Genomic DNA, 18424 nt, shown 5'->3' on the forward strand with positions numbered 1-18424 from the left:
TAAAAAATCAGACTACGCGTCAGCAGCAAAGTACTATGAAATGTACCTTGGCATCGGCGCCAAAAGTAAGACAGCTACCTACGACCCGTATGCCGGCAACACCCAAGGCAAAACAGGCACAAAAGCAGCCGGCGGCGATACCCACCAGCAGGCCGTGTACGGCGCAGCAGAAAGCTACCGCCAGCTAAACAACTATGCCAAAGCAGAGAACTTCTACCAGGAAGCATCCGGCTACAGTGCAGAGCAATACCCACTGGCTAAGTACCAATATGCCGTAACCCTGAGAAGCCTTGGCAAATACGAAGACGCCCAAAAAGCATTCACCGATTTTCTGAGTGCTTACAAAACAGAAGACGCTTATACCAAAGCTGCCAAAAGAGAAATTGAAAACCTTCAGTTTATCCAACAGCAGTTGCACAAAAAAGACTTGTCGCTGTACACGGTAAAAAAACAAGACACGGTAAATGTGAACACACCCGGCGCCAACTACGCACCTGTGCTCACAGGCAACAATACCATGATCTTTACTTCTACAAGAATTGAAGGCGACAATAAATCTGCCTACATCAACCACTTGTATGAAGCAACAGGAAACAGCGACGCGGCAACAGTAAGCAAGATCGACATTGCACAACCGGAGGGAACGCACCAAGGTGTTGCAGCAATTACCCCTGATGGCAAAACGATCTACCTGACAAGATGGACGATGAGCAAAGAAGGCAAGAAAACCGCTTCTTTGTATCAAACAACCAAAACAGAGGCTGGCAGCTGGAGCGAACCAACGGCACTGGAAGCCATTAATGCAGTAGGCGGCAACAACCAACAACCATTTGTAACAGCAGACGGTAAGTACCTTTTATTTTCCAGCGACCGCGCTGGCGGACAAGGTGGCTTTGACATTTGGTTTGCACCAATCGCTGACGGTAAAGTGGGCGAGCCAGTAAACATGGGGGCTGCCATCAATACGCCTGCAGACGAGCAGGCACCATACTATCACGCTGCTTCTCAAACATTCGTGTTTGCGAGCAACGGCAGAGTAGGCATGGGCGGCTTTGATTTGTACCAAACAAAAGGCAGCATTGCTGGCACTTGGGGTGCAGTTAAAAACCTTGGCTATCCTGTAAACTCAGAGAAAGACGATATTTATTTTGCCAGCAAGGGCACAACAAAAAACATGTTGTCTGATGTTGTGTTCAGCTCCGACAGGGCATCTGAATGTTGCCTTGACATGTTTAGCTTGCAAAAACAAATGCCTGCTAAAAAGATCGCCGGTAAAGTAATTGCCTGTGATGGCAACACACCACTGGCAGGTGCTAAAGTACAGGTATTGGCAGACAACAAAGTGATAGCCGATCTTTCAACAGGAGCAGATGGTAGCTATAGCTTCACTATGGATGAGTACCAACCAGTGAAAGTAAACGCGAACAGTGAAGGATATCAAAATAATTCATTAAGTGTAAATGCCCCACAAGATGAGGACTTGGACGAGTTGAATGCTCCTGCCATTTGTCTTGCAAAAATTCCTGCCGTAAATGAGCCAGTTGTCGTAGAAAATATGTATTATGCTATCAATAAGTCGGTGATACTTGACGAATCAAAACCTGCGCTTGACCAGCTTGCAGCGATGATGGCAAGCAATCCTACGGTAACAGTGGAAATCAGCGGACATACAGACAACACCGGAACTAAAGAACTTAACCAAAAACTCTCTACTGCACGTGCAAAGAACGTAGTGGATTATTTAGTGTCTAAAGGCATCGACGCAAAACGTTTGCAATACAAAGGTTATGCTGATACAATGCCTGTCGATACTAATGATACAGAAGAAGGCAGAACGAAAAACAGAAGAACAGAATTTAAAATTTTGGGCAAATAGGTGAACAAAAATTGCGGGCAGTAAAAACAAGACTTTCTAAATTAAACCAGACTATAGTGATGAAGAAGCTTATGACATTGTGTGTACTTGGCGTAGCGGCGGCGTTGAACGTAACTGCCCAGCAAAAACCTCAGTATACACAGTACATCCTAAACCAGTACATTATCAATCCGGCCTTAACGGGAATTGAAAATTATACCGATGTAAAACTGAGCCACAGGCGCCAGTGGGTTGGCGTAGACGGTGCGCCTGTTACCACCTATTTCACCATTCAGGGCCCTATCAACAAAAAAGATTACCGCACAACGGCTACTTCATTTGACGTGCCGGGCGAAAATCCAAGAGGAACCGCCTATTGGCAAAACTACACCGCTGCTGAGCCGCACCACGGCGTTGGCTTGCAGGTAGTGAATGACAAAGCAGGTCCCATCAATCGTTTTTCTGCCATGGCCACTTACGCCTACCACATAGGATTAAGTCCAAGAACAAGCCTGGCGGCGGGTTTCGCGGCAGGTGTTACCAACACAAGATTGAACACATCAATGCTTGATTTTGGCAACACACAAATAGATCCTGCAGTAGCAAACGGAGGCAACATCAACAGCATCAAACCAGATTTCAGCGCAGGTTTGTATTTGTATTCAGGAGAATATTTTGTTGGTTTGTCTGCACAGCAGATCATTCCGCAGGACCTTACTTTCTCCGACAATGTGATCAGGAAAGAAACAGGTAAATCGGTGCCGCATATTTTTGCGACAGCAGGTTACCGCTTCCTCATCGGCGAAGATTTCAACCTGATCCCGTCTATAATGGTGAAGTATGTAAAACCATCTCCAGTGCAGTTTGATGTAAATGCCAAACTGCAATACCAGGATCGTGCATGGATCGGCGCCAGCTATAGAAACGGCGATGGCTATGCGGGAATGGTGGGCATCAATGTCTCTAACTTCTTCAACGTTGGTTACTCATACGATCACACCACATCCGGCCTCAGCACAGTAAGCAAAGGCTCACACGAAATCATCATCGGCTTCCTGTTGGGCAACAAGTATGACGATAGCTGTCCGAAGAATGTGTGGTAGGAGATAGTCTGATAAGATTTTAAAAAGGCTTCGATAAACTCACGCTGACTGCACTGTCAGGCTGAGCTTGTCGAAGCCTTTTGGTTTGTCTGTATCAGAAAATAACTTGAGTTAGTATGTTGTGAATGTTTGTTTTGTAGTGTCGCTAATGCCTGGCCCGCCAACTACCCAATTGCTTGTTACAAGGACTGAATCATTGACAGAGTATACCCTAAAATGGTGCCCATCCAAACTCAATGAATCTTTTCCTACGGTGTTCCATTTTAACGTGTCGGTGAAATATTTGTAAGGGGGCACTATCCAGTAACAATGAATTAGGAAAGCCGTATCCTTGGGTTTTAAAATGAGAGTGACCAACTGCGGGTCTAACTTGCCGCCCCAATACCAGCTTTTATTTATCAGTTTGGCTGAGTCATAGCTGTGATCGTTGTTTGTGGTAGTGTTGTTAATTTCCTTGTTGCAAGCGAAAAGCAAAAGAAGCGGTAATGCTAGAATAGGTATTTTTTTCATGGGTTCGTTTTTGTTCAAAATGACTTTCTAAAGATAATTATTTTGAACAATTGCCGCGCTATTTCTGGAGACTATTACAACCAGACATCATGCTTTCTTTCATTGTTAGTGTTCCTGAGTCGATGTTGTTGGCATGTCGGTATAGGTCTCTATATCTGCCCCTTATTCTCATGTTTCCCCCATCCTCAAAATTCCCGACCAACAAAAATTGCCAAATAAACGAGCTGGCGCCGATATGCAGCTTAGCTATGCGCGTGGCGTATCTGTGCCATAGCTTTCAACCACCTTGCGAAAACGAATCTATTTGCTTACTTTGATATACCTCTAATTATAAAAGCGCAATGCGCCTCGTTACTTCCTTCTGATTCCCAAAAAGGTTATTTAATGTGTGTTTGAAATAGTGGATGAATGCTGTTCATGTATTCGACAACTATAAAACCCCTTATATGCTTAAGCAAACTATTGCATTGTTGGTAGTGGTTATTGCTGCGTGCATTTTTATTACCTGCAAGCAGGCAAACGGACATCACACAGAAAGTCATGTACTTGTTTCAAAATATGCAAGACCATTAACCAATATTCATTTTGATTATTCAGCAGAAAGAATGCAACGCGGAAAATACCTTGTCAACGGCGTACTAAGATGTTTTCATTGCCATGCCGAAGCAGATACAACAAAAGCCGGCTGGCCGCCAATGGAAGATAGACTCGGTAGCGGCCGGCTTCTTTTTAAAACCGACAGCACTCACCTCTACGCGCCCAACATTTCTCCCGATAAAGAAACCGGTGCAGGCAACTGGACAGACGACATGTTTGCAAGAGCTTTAAGAAATGGCATTGGTCATGATGGACGTGCACTTATAGCAATGCCGTGGTGGATCTATACAGATTTGTCTAATGAAGATCTCGCCTCTGTTGTGGTTTACCTGCGCTCCATTCCCGCCATAAAAAATACAATTCCACCGCGTTTGTTGTCCGTTCAGGAAGAAAAGGCATTGCAGAATGAACCACGCGATACCAACGTGAAATCAGTGCCTCAACCCGACACATCAACAGTGCTTGCCAAGGGCCGTTACCTCGTTACCATTGGTGAATGCGAAGGTTGTCATACGGCATGGTACAAACGCAACCCTGGTTTTTTTGGCGGTGGAAATGTCATAGCTAACGACGATACCGATTCTGTAATTGTAAGCGCAAATATTTCTCCGGATATAACAGGTATTGGTGCGTGGGACGATGAAACATTTATACGGATAATGAGAAAAGGAAAAGGCGGCATACTTCACCATTCTATGCCGTGGCGGGAGTTTGGCAATATCTCCGACAGTGACCTTAAAGCAATTCTGGCCGCACTGAAAACGCTAACACCGGTGGAACATCGTATAGCAAACGGACTGAAACCAACCCTTTGCCCGATATGTGGAGAAAAGCACGGCTACGGCGATCAGAATAAAAGAAAGCCACTTGTTCCAGTTGCTTTCAATGCAAATTTATATCCCCGCTATGTTGGTAGTTACGACGATCCAAAACACGACGCAACAATGATCATCTCCACAAAAGACAAAAAGCTATGGATAAGCGTTAAAGAACTTGAAGGATCTCCAGCCATGGAGCTGATCCCAATTGCCGACGATAAGTTTAAGGCAGACTCGTTTCCCTCCGCTGTAAAGTTTGTAAAAAATAACTCCGGCAAAGCCACCGCCTTAATAATGTATGATCTCACAACCGATACGCTTTTAAGAACAAATTAGAGCCCTGTTCGGGATGTTCGGCAGGACATCGCTCAGCGTGCGTATGAGACCAACAGCGGCAAAAAAACAAGCTGGCGCAGATATGCGGCATAGCCATGAGCGTTGCGTATCTGCGCCCTTATTTTAACTTGTTAAAGCTGTTCTCAACATCGCATACACTGCCTGAATAGTAGTTAAAGGACGTGTAAAATCTTCGCCGCTTTGCGTGCCCCTCGCTTTCCTATGACCTTGCTCATAAAACTTCTCCACACTTACTCGTTAATTCGCCCCCTATTCGATGATTGCCATTCAAATATTCAATTTCCTAATCTTGAAGTTATGACTGATAAAAATCAGATGCACACATTTCACATCCCTGTAATGGGTTTGGCGTTTACCATAGATAGCCCGATCAAAGTGGCTGCGCTTGGTATTTCATCGGTGGTGTCTATTGTGGACGACGAGTTGATTGAAAAAATGCGTGCTTTCTATAGCCAAAAATTCACATTGCCTTATAATGAGATCACGAAGAAAATTAGAGATTACAGGGCAAGCAGAATTACCGCGTATCTCAACATGATGGATGAGATTGTAACAAGCAAGTTCAATGCATTTAAATCGGAGATCATCAACAGCAAAGCGGAGTTGGAAAAATACATTTCCACACTGCCCAATGCTTCTGAGTTTAAAAAGAATATTCAACGCTTTATAGACGAGGGAACCGAAAGCATCAAAAACTATATCGAAGAAAATCTTTGTCCCGGCAAGATCGACGTAAACATCATGACCAAGCTGGATAAGGACAACTTTGAAAAAGATGAGCAATTGCCAATCATGTACAACGATGCACATGCAGCATTGCGCGGGTTTGCCAATAGCACACTCAATTCATCGGTAGTGCTTTCTGCAGGCATGAATCCTCGCTTGTACAGTTACATGGAAAATTTCACAGACTTCTATCCTGATGCACTCGGGCAAATAAAAAAGAAGATCATCATAAAAGTAAGCGACTACAGATCGGCAATGGTTCAGGGTAGCTTTTTAGCAAAGAAAGGAATTTGGGTTTCTGAGTTTCGCATTGAATCTGGCCTTAACTGTGGTGGGCACGCATTTGCAACAGATGGCTTTTTGATGGGGCCGGTGTTGGAGGAATTTAAAGAAAAGAAATCGCAATTGATACAAACCATGCACGAACTGATTGTAAAAGCATGGAATGATAAAAATATTACAGTTCCAGCTGCACCGTTAAGCATAAAAGTCACCGCGCAGGGCGGCGTAGGTACAGCAGAAGAACATGGTTTTTTACTGGATCATTATCAATTGGATTCTGTTGGTTGGGGATCCCCTTTTTTGTTGGTCCCTGAAGCAACTACTGTAGATGCGTCAACCAGGATGTTGTTGGCAAAAGCAAAGGAAGAAGATTTTTACCTCAGCAATATTTCTCCGTTGGGTGTTCCGTTCAACACCGTAAAAGGGACTAGTAATGATCATTGGAAACAAGTAAGGATAGATGCGCAGGTGGCAGGCAGCTCATGCCCCAAAAAACATTTGGCCCTTAGCAAAGAGTACGACAAGCAGGGTGTTTGCACCGCATCAAAAAAATACCAGGATATAAAATTAGCAGAACTGAATGCAGTGAGTGGAGATATTTCTGTGCCGGAGTACGAAGAAAGAAAGACCGCCATTACAGAAAAATCCTGTCTTTGTGTGGGCCTTGCTAATTCGGCATACATGGAAAATGACGTGCCGGTAAAAGGGCAGCAACAAGGCGTAGTCATTTGCCCCGGCCCCAACCTTGCCTATTTCGACAAAGAAGTTTCTTTAAGTGCAATGACAAAACATATTTACGGCAATGAAAATGTTTTGCCCGATGCAGACAGACCACATATGTTTTTGAAAGAGCTTAAGATGTACATTGATAATTTGAAAAAAGAAATGGCATCGTCGCTAAAGAGCACTACAGAATTGCAGATAAAAAAATGGAAGGCTTATAAAACCAATCTCGAAGCAGGGATTGCTTATTATGAAAATTTGTTTACAACTTCAATACATTTTGCAACGGCCAAGAAAAAGCTGTTAGTGCAACTCAAAGAGAGCAAGGCGCTGTTAGCAGAAATAGAAACCGGAGTTACAATACCGGTATGATGAAATAGCGAACCCCTGGAGACTCAAAGACTCAACACTAAGGCACTAAGAACACTAAGCCTCACTAAGGATAACTTCAAATTAGATCTCTCTTAGTGAAATTTAATGTTCTTAGTGCCTTAGTGGTAAAAGCTCGGGAATTGCCCTTTATTTTGCCAGCAAACATTCTCCTTCGAACTTCACTCCATTCCAACCATTCAGCATAAACTGCCTGATGTTTTGGTGATCGGTGCCATTCAAATTGTTTAAAACAGACAGGTAATGTTCTGCAAACAAGTACAGTGTATCTTCTTTGCTAAGATTATTTAATTGTGCAAATGCAAACACTTTTGCGCTGCCTTGGTTTTGCGTTGCTTCATTATGGGCATCGCCATTTTTAAAAGCAGTAGGAGTATGTTGATAATAAGATTCTATAAACTCAAGCACCTCTTTGAAGGAAACTTTATTGTCTTTTAAGTTTTTAATTAGCGTAGTTAATTGCTCTGTCATGCTGTGATGTTATGTAGTTAAATTAGTTTGCAAGCTAGGTAAATAAAAAGTCAAAATTAAAAAGTCAAAAGGTTGAACACCCTAACATTTTTTGATTTTTTAATTTTGACTTTTGCGTCTTCGACTCCACATCAGGCTCGCTTCGATAAAGTCGTCAAAAGATTTTCAAGGTTGCTCATGCTCACAGAGAATCCTTCTTTAAAGCCCATTTCAATCATCTTCTCCATACGGGCAAGAGATTCATTATAAATAGTAATACGAACTGTTGTCTTTCCGTTCTGTTCGCTAAAAGTGTAATCCCAATCAGAACCCGGTAATTCAGGATTTTCATCTTTGTCCGCAAAGGCATTAAACATTTTGAAATTGGTTTTTGGGCTAATTGAAATGTATTTCTGAATTGCCCAACGCTCTTGTCCTTCCGGGCTTACCATTGCGTAAAATCTTCTTCCGCCCACCTTGAAGTCCATAAACTTTGTTTTTGAAATAAAAGGTTTAGGTGCTACCCATTGGTCAAGGATTTCCGCTTTGGTAAATGCGTCCCATACCAGCGATTGGTCAGCGTCAAATTCTCTCGTTATAAATACCGTTTTCGCTGCTTTGTCAACGGTAAAATCAAATAGTAAGTTCATTTTTTCTTATTTTTTATGGTGAACAATACTTCATCGAGTTGTTTGAAACTTTCTTCCATAATCTTCCTGAACTGATCGAGCCAGATATCGATCTCTTTCATTTTATCGATTTTCAGTTCATAGAAGATCTCCCTGCCTTCTTGCCTTGGAGCCAGGAGGTCGCATTCGGATAGGATGCGCAAATGTTTGGATATTGACTGCCTTCTGATGTCAAAATGCTCTGCAATGGCATTGGGGGTCATTGCCTGCACAGCAAGCAGAACGAGGATCGCTCGTCGGGTGGGGTCTGCAATTGCTTGAAAAATGTCACGTCTCATGAATAAAAATAATTATGAAGCCATTCGGTTGCAAATATACGTGCAACCGATCGGCTGCGCAAATTTTTTTATTTTGCTGTCCAAAAACAGAAAAGCTTGCCTAGGCGACCTGCTAAATGTTGGTTATTTGTTCCCCTTTGATGAAGCTGTAATACAAGCATTTTAAAATCAAACCTGGAGTTGCTTCGGTATGCCAATAAATTAATCGGGCCGAAAAAACAGCTACTTGAATTAAAAAAAGTTAAGGATGTAACGTTTATGTATATGCGAAAAATTCGCTTCAAATAATTATGAGTATGATGGAATTGCGCCGGGGTGATAAAATGAAAAAAGGGTTTCAATTTCTTGAAACCCTTTTTCTTTTCGCTCCCCCTGTTGGACTTGAACCAACGACCCTCTGATTAACAGCAGTGCGGGTTTGAGAAGTTAAGTTCATATTTTCCACCTTTTTAGTAACCTTTGTTTATGTTATTAATATTTTAGAGATTTTCCTCCATTCGCTTCCGCTTAAAGAACTGTTGCGAGGTTTCATAGTGTTCCATTCTTCAGTAGTAAGGGAAGATATTTTCGTTCTAATTTGTGAAAAACTATAGGTTTTAATGTTTTGATCGATTATTTGTGCCATTGAAAAAGCTAAAGGACGTGGTAAGCCTACCATTCTTAAGGCCAAGGCTTGTTCATTATCTACTCCATAGTAGACAAGGGATGGTATAAACGAGTCATTAATGTCTTCTTGGTTACCTTTGACAATGCCCTCCAAGGCACTTAACCCCCAAGATGCTTTAAATCTAATGTCGTTCATTTTAGTGATAAATTCGTTTATTCTTTTATTTGGATCCTGCACATTAGAATAAGTTGGATGAATCTTTGATAAGGCGTCGAACTTAGCACCTTTTACCCATCCAACAAGAATATTGGCAATGTGTGCAGGTTCAAACGGAGCTTGATTTGAGTCTGACCCCATTCTGGTTTCTCTTAGTGCGGCAATGACCCTTACTTTTTCAGTTAGGTTATTGATATTGGCTGAATTAAAAAGCTCATTTGGTTCCCAACTTTTGATATTTGAAATGCTTGAACTTTTAGATTTTTCGCTCATTACAGATATTACTGATGGAACAGAAAATCCGGTTTTATCAGCGAAGGACAAGACATTCTTGCTTTTTGCATATCTAATTTCGATATGGTTATATAACTCTCTGCATATATTTATAAACTTGTCTTTCTTTTCTTTGGTGTCAAGGATGTGATATTCAAGGGTATCCTTAAATAGATCTTCAATTTGTACTGCATAGTTTTCATTTCCACTTACAGTAATTAGGTGAACGAAGTATTGTATTAAGGGGAACAAAGAATCTCCAAAGTCATTTAGCAAGTTCCCCAAGCTGAAATTAGCCCTTTGTAGTTTATCCAAGATAATATCGGCATTTGAAAACAACTCAGATAGAACACTTACTAGCTCGTAAGACGACCTATTAAGCAGGCTTCGTGCTGTGTTTATATTAGTTGGGCTTGTAAATGGCAAAATGATTTTGCCGTAATTATCTACAAGTGTTCTGCCGGCTCTTCCAGCAATATTCCAGAAGTCGTTTTCATCAATGGGGTCGTCGCCCTTGCGATATGAATCGAAGAAAACTGTAGAAACAGGAAAGTTAACGCCTTCAGCAACTGTAGTGGTTGAGCAAACATATTTGATAAGTCCCTTCCTAATCAAATATTCAACTAAAATCTTTGATTCATCTGATAATCCGGCGTGATGTACCGCAATTCTCTTGGATAATACTTTTGAAAGAACGGTTTCTCTGCCAACCTCATCGATTATATATTTGATAACCAACTCCAACTCTTCATTTGGCTCCTCATTTGGAAGGATATCATATAGCAAGTCTGCCCTAGCGTCGGCAGTACCCTTTCCTCTACAAAGAAATAATATGGTTTTGTTCTTTTCTGAGAACTGTTTAGCCGTGTATTCAAATATTCTGTTCTTTGTTTGACTAGCGGTAGAAATTAAATCATGATTATTAATGACTTCAAAACTAAACTCTCTCGTGTGACTACTATACGGAGAGGGTAATATTGTATAATCAAACATACCCTGACTAAGTCTTCCTCTACTTGGTTTTAACCCAATTATCAACTTTTCTGATGGTCGCCAATCGATTGAAATAGAGTTGCCCCCTCCAAGCCACTCGCCTAAAACTGTTGCAGAGCTACCTATAAATGGTGATAATAGCATAAACTTTGCAAAAGGACGCTCCCTTTTCAATATAGACAATAACAGTTCTAACTTCGCTCCTCGTTGGCCGTTTTGTATTGTGTGTGCTTCGTCGACAATAAAAAGAGAAACATCAGCAACTGAACTATGATTTCTTCTGATTAGCAAATCTAGCTTTTCCGGTGTAGAGACGAGGATATCTATGTTATCCTCTAATAAAGTGTTTTCACCAGGATCAATTTCGATAGCTGAAGACGTTTTTTCTACAGTCAAACCCAACCCCCCTAAATCATTCTTTAAATCGAAGAATACTTGATTTACTAATGCCCTCGATGGAACTATATATACAATCTTTGCATCTTGCTTTAAAGCCTTTGTAACTAAAATATTAAATTCTGCAAGGAGAGTTTTTCCAGCACTAGTGGGCATTTGGAGGACTGTAACATTTGATGCAACGTCAAGAAGGTTACTTCCCAAAGCGTCTCTTTGAGACGGTAGAAGGTCAATCATTCCATTGTCACTTTTTAATTTACAAAGCCTCTTCACTGTGTCATTGAAATTAGTCTTAGACCAAATTGAATTTTTCTGAATTAAAATTAGATTTTCCTTTAGTATTGTTGCAACACTCTGATATCTGGGTTCAGACACAAAGAACTTTATCGCCGCCTCAATATGAGTGCGTATTACATTTTCTAGCCTTTCTTTGTAAGAGTATCCTTCTATTAAATAAGTTGCAGTTTCAACAATCGTTTTTGAGAGATGATAAAATCCTAAAAGTTCTAAAGCCTCATTGACCTCATCTCTGATGTCTATTTTATCTAAATATTGTTTTTCGAATCTCTCTTGGCTTTTTTGAAGATCATGTATAATAGCTATTGATTCTCTTATGTCATCGAATCCATTCGACTTTCTAACGAGTAAAATAAACGCTTCTAAAGTCTTATTTAGAACTTTAATTTTCCAGTTAACATTGGCATCGAGAGTGCTCAAGTTAAAGGACGTTAAATCTAAGCGAATGCTAATTGATTTATCTGCCTTTAATGCAATGGATGAGAGAAGAAAGTAATATAAAGTTTCAGGCCTTAAATCCTTAACGCCAATTATGCTTTCGAAAGCAGATTTGTCTTCTGTTGAATTTATATTTATACTTTTTAATATGCTATATGTATTTGAAAGAAGATCGTTGATTTCAAGGTTTAATCTCTCTTCACTGTATATAGCATTGAGGAACAAGAAAGCTAAACGAATTCGTTCTTGGACATCAGTTAGGTCTAACGTAATTGCATTAAATTGTGATAACAAGACCCGATCCTCACTATCTCTTATGATAGTTTGAATACTTTCCTCAGATAATATAAGGTTTAGGAAGTCCTTCATTATGCTACTGCTAGTTCTTTCACTTTTGAATAAAATAAATCAACTGTTTCCGCGATAGTTTTTCCTGTGAATGAAATTAATGCAAATAAAACTGAATGATTACCAAATTGTGAAACATCTGTTTTCAACTTGCCATAATCATTGGTTTCATTTACACATACGTAGTCTCGTATCAAAGTGCATCCAAAATTAATGGTGTGATTATTTAAATCTTTTTCAATGCTTAAAATTGCAAGCGCCATTATCATGGCATCGTTTGAGTTAAGCCGTCTAGCATAGTCGCTTAGTTTCTGAACGATAGCTTTTTTATCGGATACTCTATTGAGTTGGGTTTTAAACATTGAATCTTCGGATCTATCTACAACTGAGGGTGGGCTTTGAGATGAAGAGGATACTTTAGCTTCGCCTAATAACAAATGAATTGTAACCCCTTCAACTCTATATCCTATCGCGTCTAACCCTCTTCCCGGTAGGTGGCTTAATTCTCTAAACGTTATATTTTTCAATGGAATAATAAACTTCTTTTCGTCTTCGATATCATGTTCAAAGTATTTTGTCATTAATAATTCGCCTAAATCACTTCTATAGATGTCATTTAAAATAGCTGGATTTGTCCCGCCATCTCTCTGCGCATCTTCTGCAATTACATTTCTAACTATTATTTTTCTTAAATCCTCTGTATTAAATCCAGTAGTCGTAAATAAAAAGGTTGACATATTGCTGATAGCTGTAACGCATTGGGTTCTTTGTGAGACATACATTTGCGCACAGTCATTAATGAATCCATCATTGACAATGATGTCTTTTCGGGTAAATTGATGCTGCATACGGTTTAGGAGCGGTTTATATCAAAAAGGGTTAAGAATTGACAATATATGAATTTACAATAAATTACGGAAAGGTAATTAAAACAACTTTATTTAAAACGATACCTGTATTTCAAAATGAGAATAGTTATAGTTTTTTCCCAGAATATAATATGTTAGGTCGTCCTGATTGGTCTGAGATACTTGGTCTACCCATACCCACATTCCGTCTTTTAAACTACCAGCTTGCCTTTTGCAACGAACTCTAAACGGGCAGTATAATTTCCTTAATTTCCCCGTGCTGTTAATAAGCAAAATGCTGTTGGAATCACAATACTTTGGAGATAATCTTTTTTTCATACGAAAGAAGAGGCTGGCTTAGTGCCAGCCCTTTTAGTGTAAAAACCAATTTGTTTCTTTTTTATCCAGCGCAGTTTTCAACTGCTCGACAAAGCTGAACGTGTTTACTGATCGGTCAAGGAATGTATCGATGTAGCTGGATTTGTTCGTTCCTGTAAATAGGTTATACAGCCGCCATAGATTGATATTACCATCTAATGATTTGCAAAACGAATTATCATTGTAATAGTCCTTTACTACAACGTTTAATTGTGTATCACTAAGTAGCAAAGGTGTAATATCGTTTTTGATAGGGTTGGGCAAATGATTGTACATTCTGCTTCTTCCTATTAGTGTGGCAAATTGATGTTCGGTCAGGCTGTAATTTGTCAAACAACGTAAGGCGTGAATATGATAGCTGGCATTGTAGTTGTCAAACAGCGTTCTTATACAGGCTTTTAATTGCCCAATGCTTTTTACCCGTAAATCGCTTTGAAAGCCATCAGTCCAAACGCAAAGATTAGTGCAAACCTTGTTTTGGAATCCAATAAACACTTTGAAGTGTTCGTCCGCACCTTTCTTGTTGTACAGATTGTCAAGACTGTAAGACTTAACACCACCGACCGTTAATGACAGTTGATTTCCATCTATTTCGTCAAATATTGTAGGTATCTCTACAACGAATGCCATCCTTTCAAAATAAAGTGTCTTTTCGTGCTCTAGGAGCTCGCTGGCTTGCTTAAACTTTGCCTCCGGAACCCTTCCTTTAATTGGGTGCGACAATCTAATGGACGGCTCTAAAAGACGCTCAGCCGGATAAATGCTTGCAGCAACTTCCATCATACTTTCGATAAAATCTGCATGGGAAATAACAGGTTCATTATCCTTTATGAAAACCGGTATGACATGATTCCTTTTGATTTCCCTCAATGAACTTTCCATTGTATTAGCCTGAATAAATGGCTTATTGGTTGATTCGACTTCAAGATATGGCTGCTCAATAATGCCCAGCTCTTCGTGATTAAATAATTGCTCCATTTGAAATGTTTTGATTTGAATAATTCGTTGTAGGAATAGGAGATGATGGTTGCAATTCTTTCTTTCGTCTTGCAAAGTGATTAAAATATGTCTGCTGGTGTTGAGGATGCAAAATGTATAGTCGTCCAAGTTCTGCGATGCTATTGCAGCAATCAATCCGGTTTGCGAAATCATCGGCATCTTGATTCGTCAAATTGACACCATAATCGCACCACTCTACAATGAGCTTACCCGTTTGCTGGCTGATTTTAAACTCTGGCTTGTCCATAAAAAGACCTGTTCTGTCTTTGGATGCGACAACGTTATGTCTAATATCAATATCCAAAACAATAGTAAACTCGTAATCCATCCCTTCTCTTGTTATTCCTTTTAGACCTACCTTCTCAGGAACTTGTTTTCCATTCTTTTCATGGAGAACATATTCCTGTTTACTGCGGATCGTTCCTATTATGTGAGCGCCACTCTGCAAAATTGCTTGCACAAAAGCGTTATGCCTTGGCGTTATTTTGCCCCAATTGGTAAATGAGTTGCCAGACATTCCGGAATGAATACTTAAGGCACCCCCAGCTCCTTCCCACTCGTGTGATATGCTGTCGATTATAATGACTTCCATACCGGCTTCCTCACACAAATGGATAGCCTCAATATATTTTTCAGGAGAATATGGTGCGCCAATGTTGACTACAGAGAATGAACCCAAATGAGAATATAGGGAAGCGGAATAGTTTTCAGTATCAATGACAGCTATTTTATTCCAATTCCCGCAAAGACCATGAGCAATTAGTAGTGCTCCCATTGTTTTGCCGCTTCCTGAGCAGCCCTGAAGACCTAGCTTCATCTTGGCTTGTTTGCGTTGAGATAATTCAAGTTTCATATTGTTAGTATTGAATGAATAAATTGAAAAAGGAGGCTTGCGCCCCCTTAATGCTTAAATAGTTGAAGTTTTACTGAATGATTTTTGTTCTGTGTTTATAGGGTTGTCATCTGGGACATAAGTGTATGAGTGAGTCAGTAGCTTAACCTCTCCTGTTTCTTTTACGGTATATTCGTAAGGTTCGCACTCTACTCTTTCTATCCGCCCAGGCATTTGCTTTCCAATAATTGTTTTGGCAACTTCTTCAGGGAATGTTGAAGGAATTTGACACTTCTTAGCTGTTGCATAGAATCGCCCTGTAATACTCGACTGTATTAATTCTATGTCACCTGTTAATTCTAATGAGACAAAGGATTTTCCTTCGGAGTTTTGACGAACGCTGTAGTTAGTGATAGTAACCATAAATAGATTTTTAAAATGATTTAATAGCCTGCCGTATCGGTTTTTGATTTATTCGGAGGTATGGGAGTGATAGGCGGCGTCGAAGTAAGAGGGGGAGCTGTCAGTCCTGAGTACTGTGTGTGTTACACATATATTGTTTTGGGTAGGAAATGCTATAGTATTAACCACAGGAAAAGACCTTCACCAACAAGTTATCCAATTAGGAAAATATCCATAGAAATGGCAGGGCTTCTATAAGCTTGAGATGAATTAAACGTAGATAGGTATTTCAGTTACGGGACAATAACCTTTTGAGGTTATTTCAATTATTAAAATAAGCATTTCCGAATATTCTTAAATGTCGAAAATGCTTATTAAGAGAAGGTTAAATGGACGGCAGAAAGATTTACTGTTTAATCATAACGCAATCCCAAGTGCCGGTATGATTTAGCACGTTTTTTAAATATATCTTTTGAACAAAATGAACTGTTAGTTTATTGCCAGCAAGAACACCCGTTGCGCTTTCTTTCGTTGTCATGTCGTTAACTGAGGCTGCAAGCGTTTCTGGAATTTCAAAGCCGTCTTTAGTTGTGTTCGCAATTTGTGTTAGAATGATGTCAGAGTTTACGATAACTTTAGATGAAGTTGAGCCTTTGCTAATTGTTATAGTTCTATTGGTGTAGTTAAAGTTTGTTGTACTGCCATCTGCCAATGTGATAGTCGATGTAGGATTACCCAAATAAGTGCCAACGAGGTTGTTCGGAGTATTTTGATCGGACGTGGCTGAGTTGTTCTTGCTACAACTACTGAATATTATAATGACAGCTATTGCCATTATTACTACTGTGTTAATGATATTTGAGTCTTTTAAAGAGATTGTTTTCATAATGATTTTTGGCTTAGATGATTGGTTTATTATTACTCTTCAAATCTGACTGCCTTAACTCCCATGCAGAATCTATTCACTCCGACATTGGTGGTTATAGTTTGTGCTGGCGAAGAGTTTTTAGGTTGAATATTTATCGGAAATAATTGGCTCTGCTCAATAACCTTTCCATCACTTGTTAAAAACTCAAAGACAATCCGATGCTTTTTCTGTTCTTGGTAATAGAATGCTGTTTTCCCAATATTGGTTACAATATATTGAGCTCTACACCCATTATTCATATAGCCTTGTTCAGACAGACTATACTCAATGTCAACAGATAGGACAATTCCGTTTTCGGTTGTTAATGAGTAAGTGTTTTTAATTGGACGAATCTTAGAAGCAGTCCCAATGGGCTTTTTCGTTTGAGATGACGGGGTGCAATGCTGGAAACTAACTGCAATTAATAATAAAAGACAAACTTGAAGTGATTTTTTCATTGTGTATTTATTGTTGTGTAACTATGTTTACTGGTATCTGAATTATTTATAGTCGTAACTCATAAACGGTGTTTTATCTACAAAGACCTTGGTAATGTAGCCCTCTGCATTATATTCATAACTAATATTATGTGTCATGCTTACTCCGCTTGGCAAGGAGGTTACTTTAAGTGTAGACAGGCATTTGCTGCTATAATATAGGTTTATAGGATATCCCCATCCAATTTTGGCGTCAAAGGAATTCGAATAGCAGAATGGGTCAACCAATTGAAAGTCCTTGTAGATTTCTTTGAATTTGTTGGGTTTCGAGCTGTACGTTACATTAATCAAACAGCCATTATTAAGCTCTACATCGTTAGAAACCTGATGATATGTTAAATAGATTACATCTCCGTCATCGTCAAGCGTCGCCACAATACGGCTCGTTACCCTGTTGTAGCTTATATAGTCTACAGTTTTCGTACTTCCATTGATTACGGCACTTGTAATATTCGTGGTGGTTAAAGGATTTGTGTATGTGCTTGTCCAAACGAGATTATGATTTGAGTCGTCATAAGCACAACTGTCTAAAGTTTGGATATTACTTGTATGCGTTCTTAAGAGTTGATGAGGGTTGCCATTTTGATCAACGTCTTTATATTTAAGTGCATATTCATCTGACCATTTACCTATAAATCCTGAAATCCTATCGTGTTCATATTGGACACTGTAATATGTTGACGAGTCAGAGAAGTTTCCAAAATAGTTGGTTGTGACTTTGGTTAAATGAAGCCTCTTCGATGAAGATTGTGTTTCATCCTTCTTACAGGAGAGTAGACAAAGTGCGCAAAGAGTGATAAGAAGCCTCCTTTTTGTGTTCATACGATTAGAGTTTAGTTTATACAAATAAAAAAGCCCGAGACCTTAGAATCTCCCGTCTTCGAGGCTCTGGAAAAGCCCACCAACGAAGAGAAACAAGGCTCAGGCATAACCTGAGCACCTGCTCTACTTCCCTCGTTGGTCTTGTTAATTTTCCAGATTTCGAAGACAAGGAATGTATAGCGTTTGCTAGTACTATCTTATATGTCGTTTGTTATTTCGCTAAAGTTGTTTTTGATGCTCGAAAGTAACGATTCTGATTGTGAATTATTGTATTTCGTCAAGACAAGAGAATGATGTTCTACTGGTAGGTTGAATTGTTTGTAATAACACACATAGATAAACGAATATTCTCGCAAATCCTTTCTGGGCCTTCGGTTTGCTGTGGTTGATTTG

16 protein-coding genes are annotated in these 18424 nt (G+C 39.8%); 4 read left to right on the forward strand and 12 right to left on the reverse strand.

Translation table 11 applies throughout. The features are described 5' to 3' along the window. Positions 1-1876 (forward strand): OmpA family protein (locus tag KTO63_RS11085; RefSeq protein ID WP_217791354.1); only part of this gene is annotated, 1876 nt, incomplete at its 5' end. A 59-nt stretch (positions 1877-1935) separates the two neighbouring features. Continuing rightward, a complete protein-coding gene (locus KTO63_RS11090; protein ID WP_217791355.1) occupies positions 1936-2958 on the forward strand; it encodes a PorP/SprF family type IX secretion system membrane protein in 1023 nt (340 codons plus the stop codon). 111 nt (positions 2959-3069) lie between these two features. Here the strand turns inward: KTO63_RS11090 and KTO63_RS11095 are convergent, their stop codons facing one another. Next, on the reverse strand, positions 3070-3468 hold the full coding sequence (locus KTO63_RS11095) for a hypothetical protein (RefSeq protein WP_217791356.1): 399 nt from the start codon (positions 3466-3468) through the stop codon (positions 3070-3072). Between the two features lie 446 nt (positions 3469-3914). Between KTO63_RS11095 and KTO63_RS11100 the strand changes: the two genes are divergently transcribed. Both KTO63_RS11100 and KTO63_RS11105 read left to right on the forward strand, forming a co-directional pair. Then, positions 3915-5219: a c-type cytochrome gene (locus KTO63_RS11100; protein WP_217791357.1), complete on the forward strand. Its 1305-nt coding sequence runs from the start codon at positions 3915-3917 to the stop codon at positions 5217-5219. A 318-nt stretch (positions 5220-5537) separates the two neighbouring features. Beyond that, entirely contained in the window at positions 5538-7343 is a 1806-nt protein-coding gene (locus tag KTO63_RS11105) for a hypothetical protein (RefSeq protein WP_217791358.1), read from the forward strand. A 147-nt stretch (positions 7344-7490) separates the two neighbouring features. On the opposite strand, the gene KTO63_RS11110 is transcribed toward KTO63_RS11105, so the two are convergent. The 11 genes from KTO63_RS11110 to KTO63_RS11160 all read right to left on the reverse strand — a co-directional run bounded on the left by KTO63_RS11110 (position 7491) and on the right by KTO63_RS11160 (position 18031). Further along, positions 7491-7832, reverse strand: a complete 342-nt coding sequence (locus KTO63_RS11110) for a HopJ type III effector protein (protein ID WP_217791359.1) — start codon at positions 7830-7832, stop codon at positions 7491-7493. Between the two features lie 131 nt (positions 7833-7963). Continuing rightward, complete coding sequence (locus KTO63_RS11115) at positions 7964-8461, reverse strand: SRPBCC family protein (protein WP_217791360.1); 498 nt, start codon at positions 8459-8461, stop codon at positions 7964-7966. Then, the gene (locus KTO63_RS11120; protein ID WP_217791361.1) at positions 8458-8778 is read right to left on the reverse strand and encodes an ArsR/SmtB family transcription factor; all 321 of its coding nucleotides are present in this window, start codon (positions 8776-8778) and stop codon (positions 8458-8460) included. Before KTO63_RS11120 ends, KTO63_RS11115 begins: the two co-directional genes overlap by 4 nt. 463 nt (positions 8779-9241) lie before the next feature. Continuing rightward, the gene (locus KTO63_RS11125; protein ID WP_217791362.1) at positions 9242-12367 is read right to left on the reverse strand and encodes a DEAD/DEAH box helicase; all 3126 of its coding nucleotides are present in this window, start codon (positions 12365-12367) and stop codon (positions 9242-9244) included. Further along, positions 12367-13194: a hypothetical protein gene (locus KTO63_RS11130; RefSeq protein ID WP_217791363.1), complete on the reverse strand. Its 828-nt coding sequence runs from the start codon at positions 13192-13194 to the stop codon at positions 12367-12369. The genes KTO63_RS11125 and KTO63_RS11130 overlap by 1 nt, the downstream gene beginning before the upstream one ends. Positions 13195-13566: 372 nt before the next feature. Continuing rightward, complete coding sequence (locus KTO63_RS11135; protein WP_217791364.1) at positions 13567-14550, reverse strand: DUF3871 family protein; 984 nt, start codon at positions 14548-14550, stop codon at positions 13567-13569. Further along, entirely contained in the window at positions 14534-15424 is an 891-nt protein-coding gene (locus KTO63_RS11140) for an AAA family ATPase (RefSeq protein ID WP_217791365.1), read from the reverse strand. The genes KTO63_RS11135 and KTO63_RS11140 overlap by 17 nt, the downstream gene beginning before the upstream one ends. Before the next feature lie 54 nt (positions 15425-15478). Next, positions 15479-15826, reverse strand: a complete 348-nt coding sequence (locus KTO63_RS11145; RefSeq protein ID WP_217791366.1) for a hypothetical protein — start codon at positions 15824-15826, stop codon at positions 15479-15481. A 385-nt stretch (positions 15827-16211) separates the two neighbouring features. Further along, entirely contained in the window at positions 16212-16691 is a 480-nt protein-coding gene (locus KTO63_RS11150) for a hypothetical protein (RefSeq protein WP_217791367.1), read from the reverse strand. 32 nt (positions 16692-16723) lie between these two features. Beyond that, positions 16724-17170, reverse strand: coding sequence for a hypothetical protein (locus KTO63_RS11155; RefSeq protein WP_217791368.1), 447 nt, complete (start codon positions 17168-17170; stop codon positions 16724-16726). 42 nt (positions 17171-17212) lie between these two features. Beyond that, the gene (locus tag KTO63_RS11160; protein WP_217791369.1) at positions 17213-18031 is read right to left on the reverse strand and encodes a hypothetical protein; all 819 of its coding nucleotides are present in this window, start codon (positions 18029-18031) and stop codon (positions 17213-17215) included. Between the last annotated feature and the right edge of the window lie 393 nt (positions 18032-18424).

Origin of the sequence: Pinibacter aurantiacus, assembly GCF_019130065.1 — a bacterium.
Classification (GTDB): Bacteria; Bacteroidota; Bacteroidia; order Chitinophagales; family Chitinophagaceae; genus Pinibacter; species Pinibacter aurantiacus.

Excerpts from the sequence above, each read along its gene's own strand:
- KTO63_RS11090 (WP_217791355.1), top strand. The coding sequence starts at position 1,936 with ATGAAGAAGCTTATGACATTGTGTGTACTTGGCGTAGCGGCGGCGTTG.
- KTO63_RS11095 (WP_217791356.1), bottom strand. The coding sequence starts at position 3,468 with ATGAAAAAAATACCTATTCTAGCATTACCGCTTCTTTTGCTTTTCGCT.
- KTO63_RS11100 (WP_217791357.1), top strand. The coding sequence starts at position 3,915 with ATGCTTAAGCAAACTATTGCATTGTTGGTAGTGGTTATTGCTGCGTGC.
- KTO63_RS11105 (WP_217791358.1), top strand. The coding sequence starts at position 5,538 with ATGACTGATAAAAATCAGATGCACACATTTCACATCCCTGTAATGGGT.
- KTO63_RS11110 (WP_217791359.1), bottom strand. The coding sequence starts at position 7,832 with ATGACAGAGCAATTAACTACGCTAATTAAAAACTTAAAAGACAATAAA.
- KTO63_RS11115 (WP_217791360.1), bottom strand. The coding sequence starts at position 8,461 with ATGAACTTACTATTTGATTTTACCGTTGACAAAGCAGCGAAAACGGTA.
- KTO63_RS11120 (WP_217791361.1), bottom strand. The coding sequence starts at position 8,778 with ATGAGACGTGACATTTTTCAAGCAATTGCAGACCCCACCCGACGAGCG.
- KTO63_RS11125 (WP_217791362.1), bottom strand. The coding sequence starts at position 12,367 with ATGAAGGACTTCCTAAACCTTATATTATCTGAGGAAAGTATTCAAACT.
- KTO63_RS11130 (WP_217791363.1), bottom strand. The coding sequence starts at position 13,194 with ATGCAGCATCAATTTACCCGAAAAGACATCATTGTCAATGATGGATTC.
- KTO63_RS11135 (WP_217791364.1), bottom strand. The coding sequence starts at position 14,550 with ATGGAGCAATTATTTAATCACGAAGAGCTGGGCATTATTGAGCAGCCA.
- KTO63_RS11140 (WP_217791365.1), bottom strand. The coding sequence starts at position 15,424 with ATGAAACTTGAATTATCTCAACGCAAACAAGCCAAGATGAAGCTAGGT.
- KTO63_RS11145 (WP_217791366.1), bottom strand. The coding sequence starts at position 15,826 with ATGGTTACTATCACTAACTACAGCGTTCGTCAAAACTCCGAAGGAAAA.
- KTO63_RS11150 (WP_217791367.1), bottom strand. The coding sequence starts at position 16,691 with ATGAAAACAATCTCTTTAAAAGACTCAAATATCATTAACACAGTAGTA.
- KTO63_RS11155 (WP_217791368.1), bottom strand. The coding sequence starts at position 17,170 with ATGAAAAAATCACTTCAAGTTTGTCTTTTATTATTAATTGCAGTTAGT.
- KTO63_RS11160 (WP_217791369.1), bottom strand. The coding sequence starts at position 18,031 with ATGAACACAAAAAGGAGGCTTCTTATCACTCTTTGCGCACTTTGTCTA.